This window comes from Sporosarcina sp. FA15, from assembly GCF_051550195.1.
In the GTDB taxonomy this organism is placed as follows: domain Bacteria; phylum Bacillota; class Bacilli; order Bacillales_A; family Planococcaceae; genus Sporosarcina; species Sporosarcina psychrophila.
In genome coordinates, this window is sequence record NZ_CP188818.1 from 1,625,697 (window position 1) to 1,646,405 (window position 20,709).

Here is a 20,709-nt window from a genome sequence, read left to right on the forward strand (position 1 = left end):
CAATTATTGACGTTGGCCCCAGAACTGATACAAATCAGTACGAATAAAACCATTGAATAATTTCCTTTTCTTCGTTGCTCTATGTCCGTACATTTTTTCATAATTTTCCAATGAAGACAACATATAAACAGACCATGATGGATAGTTTTTCATTATACGGCCAAGTTCCTGCGTAATTTCTTCAGCCTCTTCTACCTCACCAAGACGTTCACCGTATGGCGGATTCCCCACCATAACTCCGTTCAAGCCCTCTAACGTCAAGTCCCGCACGTCACATGTTTGGAACTTGATCAAATCCATGAATCCAGCTCCTGCCGCATTCTCTTGTGCCACTTTAATCATTCGGGGATCATAATCAAATCCTGAAATATCAAGTGGTTGGTCGTATTTTGCGAGGTCTTCCGCTTCTTCACGAACTTGATCCCAAATATTTTTATTGATCCATGGCCACTCTTCACTTAAAAATTCACGATTGTATCCAGGTGCAATGTTTTGCCCGATCATCGCAGCTTCAATTGCGATTGTACCTGAACCACAAAACGGGTCAACGAAAGGACGATTTGGATTCCAACGTGACACTTTCACAAGCGCTGCTGCAAGTGTCTCTTTCAACGGTGCATCCCCTTGTGCAAGTCGATATCCGCGTTTATGTAGTCCCGTTCCACTTGAATCGATCGTTAATGTTACTTTATCTTTTAAAATCGATACTTCCAATTTGAATAAAGGACCTGATTCATCAAAGAAACCAATTCGTTTATAAGCAATCTTCAAGCGTTCAACAATCGCTTTTTTTACAATGGCCTGGCAATCAGGCACGCTGTACAAAGTAGATTTCACTGATTTACCCGCAACTGGAAACTCTGCGTCAACTGGCAAAAAACGTTCCCATGGAATCGCTTTTGTCTGTTCAAATAAATCATCGAACGTCGTAGCTTCGAATTCACCTGCAACAATACGAACACGGTCCGCTACTCGGAGCCATAGATTCGTTTTTGCAATCGCCAATTCATCGCCCTGGAAATAAATCTTCCCATTTTCCGAAGTCGTTTTATAACCAAGAGCTTTTACTTCATCTGCCACAAGTGATTCAAGCCCCATTGCAGATGTTGCCACTAGTTTAAATTCAGTCATGCATTTCCAACTCCAATTCTATACCATCAATCATTTCCATGAATTCATCAAGGGTTAACTTTTTATAGTATTGCCAATATAACCATATTTTTTTCACACTTTAATTCTCCAAAAGAAAAGCTCCCCATCTTATTGGAGAGCAATCAATTTAAAAATAATACCATAGGAAATTCGATAAGCCATGTTTTGTTCCCGTGTACTCAAACGGCTCACGCCTCGTACTTAGGGTGGTAATCATCTATCTACAGGTATACACCTGTCTCTTCCTACAGTTCATTTCCCTCGGAAGAGTGCCCCTACCATAGTTTGGGTTTCTCACTCGTGGGGTTTACCGCGTTCCATCTGCCCCGTTTCCGAGACAGCTACGTCACTGTGGCACTGTTCAGGGAACCTCATCCATATCCGAAGACTTAGGATTTATTCCCGCCGTCAACGCGTTATACGCGAAGCCACGGCTTATTCTTTCGCCGAGCACGAACACTACGGTCATCTCAGATCCGTGTGAGCATGGACTTTCCTCTACAACATAGGATGTTGCAGCGATTACCTAAATTCCACTATGATATTTTTAGTATACCGTACTTATGTTTCATTTACAATATATTATTCTTGGTCGAAGAGTTTACTTCCGAAAACATGCTTTTCCAGATTTGAAATTCGCTTCAATATATCAAAGTTCGTTGTTCCAGCACTTCCAGCCGCAGGGCGTTTTTGTGCAGATTCAAGTTCTCTTTGCATGCGTTCATTTTCGGTACGCAATTCTGTAATCGTCTTTTTAAAAGCTTCATAGTCATGAATAATATCATCAAGGAAGAGATCTACTTCTTCCTGATTATAGCCGCGAAGGCCCGTTTTGAATTCCTTCTCAAGAATCGTTTTTGTATCCAATTTAGTGTCCATGAAAAATCGCCCTTCCGTCTCTGTTTACATACCGTTGATTATAACATATATTGTCCGACTTTGTCTTACTAAAGCCGACTTTCAACCGTTTTTTGTCGCTTCGTGCGCTTGCCTGGGAAATAATTTTCTAGTTATCCTTATTTCCCTTTTCAAGAAATCATTTCTCGAACGTGCCCGAAATCTTTCCGCCAAGTAGGAATCCGCCTTCAGGAGCTTAATCGCCTCTTTCGTGGAGTCTAATGCCTTGTTTAACTCTTTCAGCTTATGCTCGTAAAGCTTCGCTAATTCCTCTAATGCGATAATTCGTTCACGTCCGGTAAGACCTGTTGCCGCTATCTTGAATGAAGAGACTGCGTCCTCGTAAGCCTGTTCCTTTTTCAAGATGAACCCGAAGTGAAAATGTGTCGCGGGATGATTGATCCCATACTCGGCAATGACACTTTCAAAGATTTGTTTACTACGGTCATGCGACTTTAAATCACCAAACCATTTCCCAATATTCGTATGGGTCACGGCCGATTCTCGGACATCGCTTTTCAATAGCAAATCGGTTGACCGTATATAAAGCGCAACTAGTGAAAGGATATCCCATTCATTATGGACGAGAACTTTCATTAATAGTTCCGCGCGACCATTCTTAACAGCATCTTGGTAGATGATTGGCGCCATATGCCCTGGGATATCTCCTTGTCGGAAGAAACCAAGTTGTTCCTCCTCAATTGCAGGTAGTCGAAACGTTGCCATCTCACCTTTCCAAATACGTCTGGAACCATGCAACAAATCGATTTGGGTATGCTTGAGAAGTGGCGGTAATTCTTTACGGTTCATCGTCCATCGTGTTTCCACCATTGGGATATCAAAACTTTTGCCATTATACGTAACGAGTGTCGACGGCTTTTCCCATAATCCAGTTGCATAAAGGAATGCCGCTTCGTGATCAGGACCCGGAAGGACATACTGCGTCATTTTAAAAGATGATGCCGTCTGTTCAATGAACCCCATGAGGAATATCAGTGTACCTGCTCCTTTTAAACCTGTCGTTTCTGTATCAAAGAAAACAAGCGGTTTTGAAAAATCCGGAGACAGTGGATGCACTTCACCGGACTTCTTCCATTTATCGATCGTTGACTTCAAACCCGAAAGAATAATATTTCCGTGCTGATGGTCAGTGTCGTATTCAACAATGCGTTTATAGACGATGCCATGTTTATTTACGGCTTTTGTCAAACCCGCGTCCAGCCACTGCTGTTCATAGACAGGTACTTTTGCAACGGGTTTTACAACTTCTGGCACATCTTCAGCTACCACTTTAGAAGTTGTTTTTTTCAACAACTTCTTCATTTGCATCAGTTTCTGTTCATATGACATTTCTTTCCCCTCCCGCTAGCGTCTTAAGAAGGGATCCGACATCCCGTTTCATGCCCATACCAGCTTCTTGCGCACCGATACAAACCGGACAACCCGACTCGCAGCGACAGGTGGACACATGATCGGCTGCTTTTTGCAACAGCTCATCCCACCGTTCAAAAATCTTTTCACTCAGACCTATTCCGCCTGGATAACTGTCGTAAATGAAAATAGTTGGCTTTCCGGTATGAACAGCTTTCACTTGCGGCACAACATGGATATCCGTTTTATCGCAGCGGACGAATAACGGGATAAATGACTGGATCGCATAGGCTGCACCCGTCATCGCATCCGTCAGTCCAGCGCCCGTCCATCCTTCAGGTATGTCGAATGTGTACCACGTGGAAGACGTATGTAATTCTTCTGCGGGTAATGAAATCGGACCAGAACCGATATTATCATGTGTATCGAATCTGATTTTCTTGAAAATCGTCGGGATTGCAAGTACAGCGATATCACCATAAGCGGCCTTGTTATCTCCGAACTGTTCGGCGATATCTTCATTCATCACTTTCAGTTCCACTGCAAGATTGGCATCCGTGAAGTAATCGACATCGACTTCTGTGACATAGGCTTTCTTTTCATCCCAATCCAATTGCTCAACTTGGAACTGGGTTCCTTGATGGATATAAATTGCTTCTTCATGGAGGAGCGTCATCGCACTAAAACGATCCATCTCCCCTATGACCTTCGTTTCTTTTGGATACGTTTTATCAATAATGATGACGTTTTCCTGTGTTGCAGAGCGAAGACTCACTTCACTTGCTGGAAAACTGTCTGTCATCCAATGCCATTTGTCTGTAGTCTTTATCAAAACTCCTTCGCTTTCAAGGAACGCGAGTAATTCTTGTACGTCAAATTCACCATATGTTTCTGTCGAAGAAAATGGCAGCTCAAATGAAGCACATTTAAGATGATCCATTAAGATAAACATATTATCCGGATGAATCCGTGCTTCTTCCGGTGATTGGCCAAGAAGATAATCAGGGTGTTCAATAATATATTGATCGAGAGCCAGGGATTGGGCGACGTAAATAATGAGCGCCTCATCTTGCCGTCTTCCCGCACGCCCTGCCTGTTGAAATGCACTCGCAATATTTCCCGGGTAACCCGTCATAATACACGCTTGTAGTTGCCCGATATCAATGCCAAGTTCAAGTGCATTCGTACTAACAACCGTACGGATAGCTCCATCCCGAAGCCCTTTTTCAATTTTCCGGCGTTCTGAAGGTAGGTAACCTCCCCTATAGCCCATTACTGTTTCATCGAACAGTTTCTTTTTCGTCAATGCTTTCATATACGTGACAAGCATTTCAACTCGTACTCGGCTTTTTGCAAAGATAATCGTTTGGATGCCTTCCCGGTATAAAAGCGCGGCGATATCTCGCACTTCAAGTACAGCACTTCTTCGAATACCAAACGTTGGATGAACGACCGGTGGATTATAGAAGACAAAATGTCTCTTTCCGGCGGGTGCTCCATTTTTGATGATTACTTGAACGTCCTCATTTATCAACGACTCCGCTAGTTCTTGCGGATTTGCAATTGTCGCAGATGTGCAGATGAACACTGGATCACTGCCATAATAGTTGCAGATTCGTTTCAACCTTCGCAGCACATGTGCGACATGACTGCCGAAAACACCTTTGTACGTATGCAATTCATCGATGATGATGTATTTTAAGTTCTCGAATAACGACACCCATTTTGTATGATGTGGCAAGATACCTGAATGCAGCATATCGGGATTTGTCAGCACGATATGACCCGACTTTCTAACCTTAGAACGCAAGCCAGGTGCAGTATCCCCGTCGTATGTATAACTGAGGATGGTTTCCCCACTCGCTTCAATCAGCTCATGGAGGTCCGCCAGCTGATCTTGGGCCAGTGCTTTTGTTGGAAACAAATAAATGGCTCTCGATGTATCATCTTCGAGGATACTTTGCATAACAGGTAAATGATAGCAAAGGGATTTTCCGGAAGCTGTCGGTGTAACGGCGGTAATAGAATTTCCGGATGATGCCAGGTCGAAGGCTTCTCTTTGATGGCTATATAATTTATCAATTCCTTTGGATGCAAGTGCTTTAATAATCGATGGATGGAGTTTTCCCGGAAATTCGGCGTAGATTGCTTCTTTCTCAGCAATCGTTTTAGTATGGATGACGTTAGCGGAAAAAGAGGCGTCAGTGCGCAGTTTTTCTAACACTTCGTGAACCGCTTTCTTCTTTATCATCGTACATCGCCTTCTTGTTCAAGACGTAGTGCGTCCAAAATTGTTTTTAACGTATATTCAGCTGAATTAATCGATAAGATAAAACGTTTTTTACCTGTCTTTTGATAAAATGACTGGACGATGAATTGCTTCATAGAGTCAGTCAGTGTTTCAATTTGAATTGGATGAACATATTTCGGCTTGGCTGTCTTGATGAATTCAGATACTTCCTCTGTCCATTCATCAAGCAACGTATGATATTGATCTGCATATGGTTTTACTTCTATGAAAAAGTCGGGTTCCCGATCGAGTTCTCTCATCTGCGCATGGCGCTCGAAGCATTCCTTACAAACAGCAAGTAGCGCTTCAGTTTTTTGTTGTAGATTCATAATGATACACCCTTTCCGGACGTTTCTTTTATTTTAACAGATATGACCGAGATGCACCAAATTCATAGGAACGTATATTCCTTGGTATTACTAATCCTTCATTACTAGATAAAGTGCTATTTAGGTTGAAGTATTGAATACGTCATATGAACTGAGCGCAGGCGCCTTACAAGGGGGCAGCTGGAACCATAAGACTGGCAGCGAAGCTTGTCAGGCTTATGGGAGGGCACTGAAAAAGTTCTTTTTTATAGTAAGAACTAGTTGATTGTAGTGAAGAGCGGCGACTCCAGCGGGAACAGCGCGAGCTGAAGACCCCGCAGGAAGAGCCGTTACGAAGAACGGCTCTTGCGAGCAAAAGCGCTAGCGTTGGGAGCACGGGGCAAGAATGCCTTAATTTCTGCAAAGAACGCAGAAATACGGCAAATCGAACCCTCTGCTGTTCGATTGGCTGAAGCCGTGCCCGCGGAAAGCGTCCGCTCGGAACGGAAATCAACGGGATTGAAGGAAATCGTACTTTTTCAGTGCCTTAGTTTATCGCGGAAGGCATCCCTGAAGCGCCGAAGCGTTATTGAATGGAATCATTTAGCTCAATCTATATAGTTAATTTTCAACAGGACTAAATGTAATCTCCACTTTTCCCCAGCAGAATAACGTCTTTGATACAAGTGTACATCATAATTATGTTCAAATTATGTCACAGAAATTAAAACTTCTTCTCTATATGACAACTAATACTAGTGCTCCTTTAACGTGTAAGGTACATTAACGATAATAGATAGCTTGTTTCAACGTTAAAATATGCATCATTAAGGGAGAACTTTGTTAATGGCTACGAAAATCGCTTGGATTACTGATACAGCTGCACAACTAGACGAATCTTTTATACGAAAACATAACGTACATATATTACCATTGAGTATCGTATTTGCTGATGTTGTTTTTAAAGAAACAGTCGATATGACACAGGAAGAGTTTTACGACAAATTACGTGTTGCCAAAAATCCCCCCAAAACATCCCAACCCGCTATTGGTGAAATGGTTGCCCTTTATGAAAAACTACAGGAGCAAGGCTATGATTGCGCAATTGCCTTGCATGTGTCTAGCGGCCTATCCGGCACATTTGATAGCTCGCAAACAGCTGCACAAATGGTAGACTTCAAGGTCTATCCAATTGACTCGAAAATCGGCTCCTATCCGATGATCAAAATGATTGAAATTGGCAATGAACTACTAGAACAGGGACATGACATTAAAGAAGTCGTTGCAGCCATCAAAAAAATGACAGAAAATTCCAAGTTATCCTTCATACCTGCTAATCTAAATCAGCTCCATAAAAGCGGTCGTGTCTCTGGAACACAAGCATTTCTAAGTAATTTGCTAAATATTAAAGTGGTCATCTCGTTTGAAGATGGAAAACCAGTGATGAAAGAAAAAGTTCGTGCCAATAAACGAGCTAAAATAAATGTGACAGATTTACTGCGCAGCGACATGGAAAATAGCAGCATCCCAGAAATCGCAGTGATCCACTGTAACAATGTAATGAATGCTGAAAGTTGGAAAGAAGAGCTATTGCAGGAATTCCCAAACTTGAAAGTACAAGTTCTCCCCCTCAGCGTCTGTGTGGGCGTACATGCAGGTGAAGGTACTACTGGGCTAAGCTGGGTGAGGTATTAAAATGTAGGAACTAGATTATGTTTACGAAAATAATAAGCTGACTGCCTTGTACTAGTCGGCAATCGGCTTATTTTGGATTGTAATTGGATGTCCATTCTTCTATGATATAACAGCTTTATCGTTACATTTTATTCACATACCTTGTTCCCTTTCTTGTATCCACTCCCCTTTCTACTCTTATCGGCTGTCCTAATTAGTAGCCTTCATTATCTATATCGCCACATTTTTTACGCCCTATATGATAAATAATTATTTCTGATTTATTGAATAGGTTTAAGCTTGTTCAATATCTGGACATTAGATTGCAACTTTCCGAGCACTAATCCGTCCAATTGATATGGTATGATAGTGAGATGCGAGGTGATACCTATGACAATACGCTATCCGAACGGCAAGAAATATATACCCATTCAGAAGATAGGCCATCAAAAAAAAGTCGATCTTTCATTCAGTAACCGAGGGAAGTCATTGGAAGATGAATTGAATGAAACGAATGAGTTCTATTTAAGTCGCGGCATTGCTGTCATCCATAAGAAACCCGTTCCAATCCAAGTCGTAAACGTGAATTATCCGGAGCGAAGTGCCGCTGTCATAACCGAAGCCTATTTTAGGACACCGTCTACAACTGACTTTAACGGAGTATGGCAAGGGAACTATATTGATTTCGAAGCAAAAGAAACCAAGAGTGCGACATCTTTTCCATTGCAAAATATTCATGACCATCAAGTGGAACATATGCAATCTGTGTCAAAGCAAGGTGGAGTTGTTTTTTTCATTGTCAAATTCACTTCGCTTGACCGCTATTTTATCGTCCCTTATGATAATTTTGAGAAATATTGGGAAAGAATGAAAAAAGGTGGAAGAAAATCGATCACACTTATAGAGTTTGAGACCATGTCCTTGGAGATTCTACCACGTTTCAATCCAAGGCTCGATTATTTAAAAGCGGTGTCTATTATGACAACGACATCAAACAATGCAACTGAAAGGCAGGAAGATGTATGAGCGATAATATAAATTCAAGAGCTGGACGCCGGAAAAACATTGAGGCAGAACGCGCAAAGAAAAAAAGTAAAAAGACGAATAAGGGAAAAGGCATCATTAAGAAGATAGTTCTGGCAATCGTCGCCATCGGAGTTGCCATACTAGTTGGCGGCGCGGGCTTATTCGCTTTTTATGCAAGTTCTGCACCTGATCTCGACGAAAACCTTTTAAAAGACCCCTTATCATCTGATTTACTTGATATCCACGGTGATGTCTTCATGAAATCGGGCGCTGAAAAAAGGGAGTTCGTTCCCTACGCTGAAATCCCGGACCCGATGCAAGATGCAATACTTGCAACGGAAGACGTCCGTTTCTATTCCCACCACGGGATGGATTTTTGGAGGCTTGGTGGTGCAGTCATCGCGAACTTTAGAAGTGGTTTCGGTTCTCAAGGAGCGAGCACACTTACCCAACAGGTCATTAAGAACTCATTCCTGTCAGAAGAGAAAACGTTAAAAAGGAAGGCACAAGAAGCATGGCTCGCTTTCCAGCTTGAACGTAAGTATGAAAAAGAAGAAATCTTTGAAATGTACTTTAATAAGATTCTGATGTCCGGAAATAACTACGGATTTGGAACAGCTTCAAAATACTTTTATGGTAAAAATCTGAATGAACTTGAACTACACGAAGTCGCTATGTTAGCAGGACTTCCACAAAGTCCAAACGGATACAATCCTTATAAAAACCCGGCTCGTGCTAAAAAACGACGCAATATCGTACTTGGGCTAATGTACCAGCATAAAAAAATTACTAAAGTCGAAATGGAAGCAGCACAGGCGATGCCAGTCACAGGAACATTACTGGCTGACGACAAAAGACAGGTTAGCAACACAAAATACCCAGCTTATGTCGATCTTGTGCTCTCTGAATTGGAAGAAGCGGGTATGTCACACTTGCTTGCTGAAGGCGTAAAAATTCAAACGAATTTGGATCCTGCAGCTCAGCAATCTGTGGAGAATGCATTAAATACGAACGATTTATATGAATCCGAAAAAATGCAAGCCGGAATGACCGTTCTTGATACCAAAACGGGTGCAATCGTTGCAGTCGGTGGAGGGCGTAATTATTCTGGAACGGACTGGAACTTTGCTACAGACCAAAAACGTCAACCCGGATCGGTGATTAAACCGATTCTCTCTTACGGCCCAGCCATCGAAAACCTTAGCTGGTCAACAGGAAATACGGTCGTAGATGAACCTTACAACTATAAAGGGACAGATAAAGCCATTCGGAACGTCGACGGTAAATATCAAGGGACCATGACAATTCGAGAAGCATTATACAAATCCCGCAACATTCCTGCAGTAAAAGTGTTTGAAGAGGTCGGAACTGCAAAGGCAAGCGCTTTTGCGAAAGGGCTCGGACTTCCGTTTGATAAATTGAATTCTTCCAATGCACTTGGCGGCGGAGAATATGATTTTTCTACACTTCAAATGGCAGGAGCCTATTCAGCCTTTGGTAACGGTGGGAATTACACAAAACCGTATGCCATCAAGGAAATTATTTTTAGAGATGGAAAAAAAGCACCTAACATGACACCAAAATCAGAAACAGTCATGAAAGATTCGACTGCATATATGGTAACGGACATTTTACGTGAAGTATTAACAGCCGGAACAGGAACCAAAGCAGCTATTTCAGGTCTGGATATTGCCGGTAAAACCGGGACAACAAACTATCCATCTGAAATCATAACAAAGAACGGCTTGAAAAATTCAGACGTTCCCGATTCATGGTTTGCTGGCTATACGACAGATTACACAATTGCCGTATGGGGTGGTTACGAGAAATATGCAACACCTATCACTACATTCGATAAAGGCAGGTATGTCCCACAAAATCTGTTTCGCATGGTCATGAGTGACATTTCTGCTGGGAAAAATACATCACGGTTCCAAAAACCTGACTCTGTGGAGGAAGCGACGATTGAATACGGTTCAAATCCACTTGTTTTAGCAAGTCGGACGACACCTAGCAATAGGAAGCGTACAGAACTATTCGTCAGAGGAACTGCGCCCGTAGAAGTTGCTGAAGAAGAAATTATCGAACTTGAAGCACCAAATAGTTTGGCTGCTCAATATAATGAAGAAACGAGTTCTATTGATTTAAACTGGTCCCATAATGCTCCAGTTTCGGAAGCTATCATAGGCAATGTAGAGTTCACCGTATTAGTGGGTGTGGATGGTAGCGATATGCAAGAAATGACAACGACAACAGACACGTCAGTTACATTCTCAGGAGCCGAAGCTGGTCGGAAATATACGTTCTCCGTCGTTGCTAAACTCGACGACTTAGTTAGTAGTCCAGCTACTACGACCGTTCAGATTGAAGAGGTTACCGAAGAAGTCCCAGTACCTGATGAAGAAATTGATACTGAAAACCCAGATGGTGAAGACTGGAACAATGGCAATAACGGTAACGACTGGAACAACGGCAATAACGGTAACAATGACAACAACGGTAATAACGGTAATAACGGCAACAATGGTAATGGCGGTAACGAGGGTACGCCCCCCGATGATGGGACCGGCACCCCGGTTCCACCAGAACCAGGAACCGGGACTGATGGAACCACTACTGATGACGGTACTGGTTCCCCGTAACTAAACTAAAAAGCAGAAAGCGAAATGCCTAATCAGCATTTCGCTTTCTGCTTTTTTATTTCTTTTGTATCGCCAATCTGGCAACTTTCTTTTTGGTTTCTGTAAATAGAGCATCCAGTTGAACATGAGCGTAATGGCTCGTTATTTTATCTTTCACAAATTCGAAACGTTCTATGCCATTCAGTGGAAGTAACGTATAAACAACCTTTCCTATACGGTCATCTAACACTTTCCCACCTTGTTCAAGTAATTCACTATAATTGTCAATCGCCACATTCATCAACTCAACTGCTTGATGATCTTTTTGGTCATAAAAAGCTTCAATTTGATCCCGTACTGTTTCCCATTGATCAAAATAAGGTGCCAGTAGCTCCTTACTTATACGATTAACTTCATTTGGCATTTGCTTTCATCCTCTTCTTCCCTTCCCTGCATAACGGCAGGAGTGGACAAACATTACATCCGGGATTTTGCGCTTTACAATGATACCTTCCGAAAAAAATGATTTGATGATGCGTATCTGTCCATTTTTCCATTGGTGTCCAGCGCATGATTTTTTCTTCAACAGCTAGTACTGAATCTTTCCACCTGTTCATACCAAGTCGCTTCGCTACACGCTCTAGATGTGTATCGATAGCAATAGCAGGTATGCCAAATGCATTCGATACGACAACATTCGCCGTTTTTCGGCCAACGCCTGGTAACGTCATCATAACGTCACGATTAGCCGGTACTTCCCCATCAAAATTATCAATAAGCATTTGACTTAGGGCTTGAATATTTTTCGCCTTATTGCGGAATAATCCAATCGACCTGATATCCGTTTGTAGTTCCTCGACATCAACCGCTAGATAATCTTCAGGTGTTTTATATTTTTTAAACAGCTCCGCCGTCACCCGATTCACGAGAACATCCGTACATTGGGCAGATAGCAGCGTTGCTATTGTCAATTCAAAAGGATTGTCATGCACCAGTTCACAATGTGCATCTGGAAACATTTCGCCAAATTGTTCAAGGCAAAATTCCCATTGTTTTTTTGTCAGCATGTACTCCCACCTAATCCCGTTCTTCCAGCCAGTTATAGAAAGGAACACGTTTTACCGAAACAGTTTTTTCTGGCTGCTGTGACGGACGTGTTCCTACGGTCCGGAATGACTTTGTTTGACGTTCAACATCAGACAATGTCTTAACATTTTTCTTTTTCCACTCAAAAAGAATCCGATCGATATACCGGAGACTTAATTTTTGTGCTATGACAGCTTCTTTTAATGCTGCACGGATAATTTCGACTGTATGTCCATCGTCATCCAGCCACATCGTGATTGATTCGCACTCCATTGGTGACAGAAAGCGTCCAAACTCTTGTTCAAACAGCGAAAAAATTTCTCCTTCCGCGTTCTTATGGGTCTCTTCCTCAGCCTCATTCGTTGCGAATGCAATCTGATCGACTAATCGATCCCACAATGGCTGCAAAGAAAAAGTTTCATGTAAAACCCCTTTTTGATCTTCACTTTGACCAATTCGGAGTAAACCGTGTTGCATTAAACGTTGTAAAACCATGGATACTTCATTTTCCGTTAAATCCATACGACTTGCAAACTCGTTAGGAGTTGGGAAATGATTGCCCTCGGATTTATATGCTGTCATATGCATGATTAGCATTGCGTCCAAATCTTTGATCCCGAGACTTTTATAATTGTGAAAAAAGAGCTGGGAAATGTTTACATTCCCCTGCTCAATCCAAATTCGGAGCCGTTCTTCGTGTTGCATGTCCGAACTCCTCTCTTCTATTTAGGTATTAAGGATACAATCTGTTCAATAGACGTGGGAACGGAATCGTTTCACGTACGTGTTCTACACCGGAAATCCAAGCGACAGTACGTTCAAGTCCGAGCCCAAATCCTGAATGCGGTACTGCCCCATATTTACTAAGGTCCAAGTACCATTCATAAGCAGACTCATCTAGGTTATGCTCTTTAATTCGTTGTTTCATCAGCTCATAGTCATGAACTCGTTCAGAACCACCGATGATTTCTCCGTAACCTTCAGGAGCTATCAAATCCGCACACAAGACAACGTCGTCTCGGTCAGGATGTGGTTGCATGTAGAACGGCTTGATGCCGATTGGGTAATGTGTGATGAATACTGGCATATCATAACTTTCAGCAATCGCTGTTTCGTGCGGCGCTCCAAAATCTTCTCCCCATTTAATGTCATCAAAGCCGTTATCATTCAGGAATTTGATGGCATCATCGTATGAAATACGTGGGAATGGCGCTTGAATTTTTTCAAGCTTAGACAAATCACGATCAAGTCTTTCTAGTTCAATTGGACAGTTTTGTAGCACTGATTGAATAACATGCGTCACATACTGCTCCTGTACAACCAAGCTTTCTTCAAACTCAACGAAAGCCATTTCAGGTTCAATCATCCAAAACTCAATCAAATGACGGCGTGTTTTTGATTTTTCTGCACGGAATGTCGGCCCAAATGAGAACACTTTTCCAAGTGCCATAGCCGCAGCTTCCATGTAGAGCTGACCTGATTGTGAAAGAAATGCGTCCTCATCAAAATATTTTGTTTTGAACAGTTCAGATGTCCCTTCTGGTGAAGAACCTGTCAAAATGGGAGGATCTACTTTAACAAATCCGTTCATATGGAAAAACTCATACGTTGCACGAATTACTTCGTCGCGGATTTTCATAACAGCATGCTGTTTACGAGACCGGAGCCATAGATGACGGTGGTCCATCAAAAACTCAGTTCCATGTTCTTTCGGTGTGATTGGATAATCGACTGCTTCATGAATAACTTCAATTTCTTTCACTTGTAGTTCATAACCAAATGTAGAACGCTCATCTACAGTTACTTCTGCTGTAATATAAAGAGAGCTTTCTTGTGTCATTGATTTTGCTTTTGCAAAAATATCTTCGCCGACAACTTCTTTAACTACGACTCCTTGGACGAATCCCGAACCGTCACGTAGCTGTAGGAAAGCAATTTTTCCGCTAGAGCGTTTATTGGCAAGCCATCCACCGATACGAACTGTTTCACCAGCGTGGTTTGGCATTTCATGTATCATGATTGTTTTCATAATAACCTCCGAAAGTTAAACTTCTCTATTTTTTAAAAGACATGAAAGTATAAGTTTTTCAACTGGAGTAGTGTCCAGACTCCAGCGTCCAGCCCCTTGGCCCACAGGACGTGGGTTATGTAGCTGTTGCGACAGGATGTCGCGATCCTAAGATGCCTACTACTGTCGCTTCAGGCCTTAAGTTTTAAGGCCCTCCAGCGCTTGTCGGATCTACCAAGGCATTTGTGCTTTTCTTATTCTTTCCAATTTGCTTCTACAAATGCATGAATACGTCGAATTGCTTCTTCAAGTAATTCGATTGATGTTGCATAAGACAACCTAATAGTATCCGGAGAACCAAAACCAGATCCAGGGATTACAGCGACATTTGCTGTCGTCAATAATGCTGCTGCGAAATCATCCACATTCGCAAACCCTGTTTTCTTAACTGCTTCTGATACATCCGGAAGAAGATAGAAAGCGCCTTGCGGCTTAATAACGTTAAACCCAGGAATAGCCGATAGTTGCGGATAGACCTGTTCCAAACGAGACTCAAAAGCTTTACGCATCGTTTCAACTGCATCTTGCGGCCCGTTATAGGCTTCGATTGTCGCATACTGGGAAGTTGTCGTCGGATTTGACGTCGAGTGACTTGCAAGATCTGTCATCGCATTAACAACTTCTGCATCACCCGCTATATAACCAATCCGCCAGCCAGTCATTGAATGTGATTTGGATACGCCATTAATAAGCAGTGTCCTTTTTTTCGCGTCATCGGAGAGCTGGGCAATGGAAACATGTTTTGCCCCATCATATACAAGTTTTTCATAAATTTCATCCGAAATGATCCAGATGTCTTTGTCTTGACAAACATCGGCAATTTGCTGTAATTCTTCTTTTGAGTAAATCATGCCTGTCGGATTTCCCGGCGAGTTGATGATGACTGCTTTTGTTTTAGATGTAACCGCGTCACGGATTTGCTGGGCCGTCACTTTAAATTGTGCTGCCGCAGTCCCTTCGATATGTACAGGAACTCCTCCTGCTAACTTCACTTGTTCTGGATAACTGACCCAATAAGGCGATGGAATGATTACTTCATCGTCCGGATTGAGAATAACTTGGAACAAAGTATATAGTACATGCTTTGCACCAATCCCAATCATGATTTCTTTTCTAGAATAGTCTAATCCCTGGTCTTTTTGTAGCTTTTGAATGATGGCATCTTTTAGAGCAGGCAGACCACCGGCAGGCGTATATTTCGTCTTGCCTTCTTTCATCGATGTATACGCCGCTTCAATAATGTTAGCAGGTGTATTATAATCAGGCTCTCCCGCTCCAAGACCAATTACATCTATACCTGATTCCTTCATTTCTTTCGCTTTTGCCGTTATGGCAAGCGTCGTTGATGGCGAAAGAGTATTCACCCTGGATGCTAATGATTTCGTCAATTGTATCGCTCCCTTAGAGATTCAATATTCGTTTCCACCATTGACCGTTCTCGAAAAACACATAAACGTAATTAAGTTTTCCGTTATCACTTTTAAATGCGACTTCCCAAACTGGGCCCTCTTCCTCTTGGCCAAGCTTTACATGAAGAACTTTTTTTACATCCAGTTCCTTTTTGACGTTTGCAACAGCCTTTTCTGCCGAAATCCCATCCGTCAACTTCACTTCTTTAAAACCATCTTTTGAGTTTTCATCAACGAAGACCGCTTTTTCTTTGCCATCCGCGTCCACACCGAATACCGTTACAGTCGGAATTGTACCATTGAAAACATCAGCAGAACTTACTGATGCGAGTTGTCCCGATTGAACCGCGGATTCGATTGCTGCCTTTTTAGCCGCCGAAAAAGGTTTTTCGGCATTAACTAAAACCATGACGGTGATGACCGAAGTTAACATTATAAGGAAGACGACGATGAATTTAATCCAATTCAGCATAAATCTTCACGTCCTGTACGTCGTAAAAATGTTTTTTTCGAATCATTATGACTCGCTTCCTTTAAGATACCTATTCATTATAGCAATTTTCGAGTTCATTAACCATATGTTCGAGTGACACTTTTTTCACAGGTACATTTGGAAATGCCTCCAAGAAACGCGGGCCATACGACTTTGTTTCAATCCGCCTATCCAAAATAATGAAAAAGCCCTTATCTGAAGATGAACGAATGAGTCTGCCGAAACCTTGCCGTAATCGCATAACCGCTTCTGGTAATGCATGCTCAGTGAATGGATTCAGCCCAGAAGCCGTCAGCTTAGCCGCCTTCGCCTTGTAAACTGGCTCTTCTGGGGATGAAAACGGTAGCCTGACGACGATAACGGCAGCCAACGCATCCCCAGGTACGTCAACACCTTCCCAAAAGCTGTTCGTTCCAAATAGAACGGAATTAGTAAACTGCCTGAAAGACTTCAATAATCGGATCCGACTACCTGAACTAATTCCTTGTGCAAACAACGTATAATCCTCTAACTGCTGACTTTCCGATATTAGATCATAGGTTTTTCTGAGCATATCTTGTGAAGTGAACAAGACAAAGAGCCTTCCGCCCGTGGCCAAGACAGTCTGAACGACCGCATCTGTAACGGCTTCGATATAATCTGATTGACTGACTTGCTGAATATCAGGCATATCATTAACAATGAATACTTCCGCACCTTCATAGAAATGGGCAGGCGCATCAAATGTTAAGAGTGGTATAGAATCAGTGATACCCAGCTGTCTTGCAATGAAACGCTCATTTTCCGGAATCGCAAGTGTTCCAGATGTCCACACAATGCCGGTTTGTTCATCCTTCAGCCTGTCAATGAGCGCACGAATCAGCCCAGATCCATCTAGTGAACGTTTGATAACAGTTAGACTCCCCGGAATACTGCGCATATCTTTTTCCATCCAAACTGTAAAATCTTCTAAATTTTCATCTACAAAGACTTCAACCCATTCTCCCGCTTTGATGGTCATTTCACGGACCCAAAAATCCCATTCCGAAAGTAGTGCCTGTTCATTCTTGGTCATATTGTCAAGATGAATTGCTAAGCCACTTGTGAACAATTCAGCTTGATGAATGTAGTCTGACATCGCTTCAGCAACTTTTGAAAAATCGTTTCTACCATAGTTCAGTTCAGCTAACGAATAAATGATTCTGTTGCCCTGTTGCTTCTTGCGCTTTGCAGGGTTAAATGTAGTCAAGATGCCTACCGCATAATCGAACAATGTCAAAAACTTCATGAATGCAGAATCCAACTGAGCTCTACTGCGAGATTGATTTGTTCCGAATTGAGTATTAAGCCTATCAACCTGATGCAACAGTTGTCCCGTCGCATCAGACGTTATTTGTCCCATTACATACTTCCAATTCGTGTAGGAAAATACGGTTTCATTCATAAATGTTGCCGCTTGAACAAATTGATGGGCCTCATCGACAATGAGTCCAGCGAGTGAGCTGAAAATCTTTTGCTCTCTATTCATATCAGAAAGGAGCATGGAATGGTTTGTAATGATTAAATTTGAATGTCCGCATCTTTCCAGCAACCTGTAATGATAATCAGCAACTTGTTCATCTTTTGCAAGCACATTGGACCGCTTTCGAATTCGGTCTACAAACAGCTGGCCTCCACCCGATACATTCAGTTCTTCCAAATCACCGGACACAGTTTCCGTAAGCCAGACAAGCGTTTGCATGATGGCAAACGTTTCATCGTACGACTCATCAGCAATTCGTAGCAGTTCCTCGAATTTACCAAGTGAAATGTATTGTTCTCTACCTTTCAATACGGTCGCAGTCACATCAAATCCAAGTATTAGTCTGGCTTTACCTAGTTCTTCGTCCAATATTTTATCAGCAAGATGATTGGTGTATGTACTGATAACCACTGGTTTCCCAATCGCTATTGAATGAATTGCTGCTGGTAAGAGATAAGCCATGGTTTTTCCGATTCCAGTCGGCACTTCTGCAATAATTTCTGATTGTCCAGACAATGCAAGCCACACTGTATCCATAAACCCAAATTGCGATTCCCTTCGCTCAAAATCAGGATAAGCTTTTTTCAATTGAGCCGTTTTCTCCTGATTGTCAATTGGGTACACAGGATGATCAAAGTGATTATCCCTTGCAATGGACATATTCCGATAAGGGATTCCCCGGAAAAATGAATAATCCGGGCTTATTTTTTTCATCCGCGCCATTTTTAGCGCTTCGTAGAAAAGAGTCGAAAGATCGGATTTCAATCGAAACGATCTACGGTGCAGAAGATTCAGCGTATCCTCTGGTAATGTATGCAATTTAGTCATGCAAATAAGAAACAGCTTTGCAGTTGCTTCTGCATCATCATCAGCGCGATGGGCCGACCCCAGCGGTATCCCAAGCTCTTCAGTAATATCTTGTAACCTGTAACTTGGAGCGGATGGGATTAAGATTTTAGAAAGTTCAACCGTGTCGATTTTCTTCCCTGCCCACTTACCAACACCGCATCTCGCAAACTCACTTTGGAGGAAAGACAAGTCGAAGTCAGTATTATGTGCTATAAATACCGTCCCTTCCAAAAGGGTGGCAACTTCTGCCGCAATTTCATCAAAAAACGGTGCGTCTTTCACGTCTTCATCGGAAATAGCCGTCAATTGACGGATGAAAGCTGGGATTTTTTGTCCTGGATTTACAAAACGGACATACTTCTCCCCAATTATTCCATCTTTTATAAACACAATCGCGATTTGAATCATCCGGTCCCCTTTAGCCGGTGAATGGCCGGTTGTTTCAAGATCGACGACTGCATACGTTTTGTTGTGCATTCAATCATCAACTTCCTGTTTAACATACTACTGCAGATTGTATCACATTCTGGCTTTCGAGTCGGTACTAAGCCCATATATATGTTGAACAAATGAATACTTCTATCAACTGAACCAAGACACCTTATAAGGGTCAGCCGAGAGCGGCGGCAAATTCAATGAAGTACTTTATTTCAATATATACAAATTGACAAGATATATAAAAGGCTCATTCGGAATCATGCGTACCGATTCAAAATGAGCCCTTTTTAATTAGATAGTCATACCTTGTTTTTCGCGAATAATTTCTTTCACTCGGTTTTTTTCATCCATGATAAGAACGGTCGGTTCATGCGTACGCGCTTCTTCATCCGTCACATAGACGTAAGATAGGATGATAACGATATCGCCACGCTGCACTAGTCGTGCAGCCGCGCCGTTGACGCAAATAACACCGCTCCCGCGTTCCCCTGCAATGATATACGTTTCAAAGCGTGAACCATTATTGTTGTTAACTACATGTACTTTCTCATTTGGCAACATACCTGCTGCGTCGAGGAGATCAGCGTCAATCGTAATGCTCCCGACATAGTTTAAATCAGCCTCTGTTACAGTTGCTCGGTGTAATTTACTGTTCATCATCATTCTGAACATGATAACCATCCTTTGTTGACATAATTGTATTATCTATTAACCTTGTTCTTCCGAATTTCACAGCGCATGCAAGAATCGCCTCGTCTGACGAATCATCGTATTCTGTAAGTTCCGGGTAAGACAGCAGCGAAACATAATCCATTATGCCCGAACTATTTTCCGTAATATAAGCTGTGATTTCCCGTTCAATTTCATTGATCGAAACACCTTCATTAAACAACAATACACCCTTTTTAAGTGCTTGCTGGATAATTGGTGCCTCTGCACGTTCCATCTGAGTAAGATTGACATTCCTAGAACTTTTCGCAAGGCCATCTTTCTCGCGTACAATAGGAACCCGTTCAATTGACGTTCTCAAGTTATAATCACGAACAAACGTCTCAATAATCGCCAGTTGCTGCGCGTCTTTCATACCAAAATATGAACGGTCCGGGTCAACAATATTAAAAAGTTTCAAGACAACTTTCAGAACGCCGTCGAAATGACCGGGACGGGATGCTCCGCATAGAACTTTTGACTGAGGTCCCGGCAAGATGCGAACACCGCCGTCTTGCGGGTACATTTCTTCTGAAGTCGGCATGAACAAAATGTCGACCCCTCCCTCTTTAGCCAGACTTTCATCACGTTCTACATCACGAGGATAGGCTTCAAAATCTTCTCCAGGGCCAAACTGTGCTGGATTGACAAAAATACTCATGACAACGATATCATTGTGCTCTCTTGCATGCTTCACAAGCGTCAAGTGACCTTCGTGTAAAAACCCCATCGTTGGCACGAATCCTACTGTACGACCCTCGCGTTTATTACGATCAATCATACCTTGCAGGGTCTCAATCGAGTGAACGACCGCCATT

At 42.3% G+C, this 20,709-nt stretch carries 17 protein-coding genes and 1 other RNA gene; 3 read left to right on the plus strand and 15 right to left on the minus strand.

Annotated elements, in window-relative coordinates; genetic code table 11:
* Positions 1-3: 3 nt before the first annotated feature.
* From ACP8HG_RS07895 to ACP8HG_RS07920, 6 genes are all read right to left on the minus strand, one after another.
* On the minus strand, positions 4-1,131 hold the full coding sequence (locus tag ACP8HG_RS07895; protein ID WP_067210287.1) for a THUMP domain-containing class I SAM-dependent RNA methyltransferase: 1,128 nt from the start codon (positions 1,129-1,131) through the stop codon (positions 4-6).
* A 170-nt stretch (positions 1,132-1,301) separates the two neighbouring features.
* An RNA gene (rnpB, locus tag ACP8HG_RS07900) (RNase P RNA component class B) lies at positions 1,302-1,686 on the minus strand.
* 48 nt (positions 1,687-1,734) lie between these two features.
* Positions 1,735-2,031 (minus strand): cell division regulator GpsB, encoded by a 297-nt coding sequence (gene gpsB, locus ACP8HG_RS07905; RefSeq protein WP_067210288.1) that lies wholly within the window; start codon positions 2,029-2,031, stop codon positions 1,735-1,737.
* Positions 2,032-2,112: 81 nt separating this feature from the next.
* Entirely contained in the window at positions 2,113-3,399 is a 1,287-nt protein-coding gene (locus tag ACP8HG_RS07910) for a ribonuclease H-like domain-containing protein (protein ID WP_067210291.1), read from the minus strand.
* Positions 3,389-5,671, minus strand: coding sequence for a DEAD/DEAH box helicase (locus ACP8HG_RS07915; protein ID WP_438298461.1), 2,283 nt, complete (start codon positions 5,669-5,671; stop codon positions 3,389-3,391). Before ACP8HG_RS07915 ends, ACP8HG_RS07910 begins: the two co-directional genes overlap by 11 nt.
* Positions 5,668-6,039: a YppE family protein gene (locus ACP8HG_RS07920; protein ID WP_067210295.1), complete on the minus strand. Its 372-nt coding sequence runs from the start codon at positions 6,037-6,039 to the stop codon at positions 5,668-5,670. Before ACP8HG_RS07920 ends, ACP8HG_RS07915 begins: the two co-directional genes overlap by 4 nt.
* Before the next feature lie 825 nt (positions 6,040-6,864).
* Here ACP8HG_RS07920 and ACP8HG_RS07925 point away from each other — a divergent pair.
* From ACP8HG_RS07925 to ACP8HG_RS07935, 3 genes are all read left to right on the plus strand, one after another.
* The gene (locus ACP8HG_RS07925) at positions 6,865-7,713 is read left to right on the plus strand and encodes a DegV family protein (RefSeq protein ID WP_067210300.1); all 849 of its coding nucleotides are present in this window, start codon (positions 6,865-6,867) and stop codon (positions 7,711-7,713) included.
* A gap of 369 nt (positions 7,714-8,082) precedes the next feature.
* Positions 8,083-8,718 (plus strand): Holliday junction resolvase RecU, encoded by a 636-nt coding sequence (gene recU, locus ACP8HG_RS07930; RefSeq protein ID WP_067210303.1) that lies wholly within the window; start codon positions 8,083-8,085, stop codon positions 8,716-8,718.
* Positions 8,715-11,360 carry a transglycosylase domain-containing protein gene (locus tag ACP8HG_RS07935; RefSeq protein ID WP_438298462.1) on the plus strand — a complete coding sequence of 882 codons (2,646 nt, stop codon included), beginning with the start codon at positions 8,715-8,717 and terminating at the stop codon, positions 11,358-11,360. Before recU ends, ACP8HG_RS07935 begins: the two co-directional genes overlap by 4 nt.
* Before the next feature lie 55 nt (positions 11,361-11,415).
* Here ACP8HG_RS07935 and ACP8HG_RS07940 read toward each other — a convergent pair whose 3' ends face one another.
* From ACP8HG_RS07940 to panC, 9 genes are all read right to left on the minus strand, one after another.
* A complete protein-coding gene (locus tag ACP8HG_RS07940) occupies positions 11,416-11,763 on the minus strand; it encodes a YpoC family protein (RefSeq protein ID WP_340742308.1) in 348 nt (115 codons plus the stop codon).
* The gene (gene nth, locus ACP8HG_RS07945; protein WP_067210310.1) at positions 11,753-12,406 is read right to left on the minus strand and encodes an endonuclease III; all 654 of its coding nucleotides are present in this window, start codon (positions 12,404-12,406) and stop codon (positions 11,753-11,755) included. Before nth ends, ACP8HG_RS07940 begins: the two co-directional genes overlap by 11 nt.
* Before the next feature lie 10 nt (positions 12,407-12,416).
* Positions 12,417-13,130 (minus strand): DnaD domain-containing protein, encoded by a 714-nt coding sequence (locus ACP8HG_RS07950; RefSeq protein WP_067210312.1) that lies wholly within the window; start codon positions 13,128-13,130, stop codon positions 12,417-12,419.
* Positions 13,131-13,158: 28 nt separating this feature from the next.
* Entirely contained in the window at positions 13,159-14,454 is a 1,296-nt protein-coding gene (asnS, locus tag ACP8HG_RS07955) for an asparagine--tRNA ligase (protein ID WP_067210314.1), read from the minus strand.
* A gap of 233 nt (positions 14,455-14,687) precedes the next feature.
* Positions 14,688-15,881, minus strand: coding sequence for a pyridoxal phosphate-dependent aminotransferase (locus ACP8HG_RS07960; RefSeq protein WP_340742309.1), 1,194 nt, complete (start codon positions 15,879-15,881; stop codon positions 14,688-14,690).
* Between the two features lie 13 nt (positions 15,882-15,894).
* On the minus strand, positions 15,895-16,374 hold the full coding sequence (locus tag ACP8HG_RS07965; protein ID WP_187045116.1) for a cell wall elongation regulator TseB-like domain-containing protein: 480 nt from the start codon (positions 16,372-16,374) through the stop codon (positions 15,895-15,897).
* Between the two features lie 70 nt (positions 16,375-16,444).
* Positions 16,445-19,222 (minus strand): ATP-dependent DNA helicase DinG, encoded by a 2,778-nt coding sequence (gene dinG / locus ACP8HG_RS07970; RefSeq protein WP_438298463.1) that lies wholly within the window; start codon positions 19,220-19,222, stop codon positions 16,445-16,447.
* Between the two features lie 252 nt (positions 19,223-19,474).
* The gene (gene panD / locus ACP8HG_RS07975; RefSeq protein WP_187045118.1) at positions 19,475-19,855 is read right to left on the minus strand and encodes an aspartate 1-decarboxylase; all 381 of its coding nucleotides are present in this window, start codon (positions 19,853-19,855) and stop codon (positions 19,475-19,477) included.
* On the minus strand, positions 19,830-20,708 hold the full coding sequence (panC, locus tag ACP8HG_RS07980) for a pantoate--beta-alanine ligase (protein ID WP_340742619.1): 879 nt from the start codon (positions 20,706-20,708) through the stop codon (positions 19,830-19,832). Before panC ends, panD begins: the two co-directional genes overlap by 26 nt.
* Between the last annotated feature and the right edge of the window lies 1 nt (position 20,709).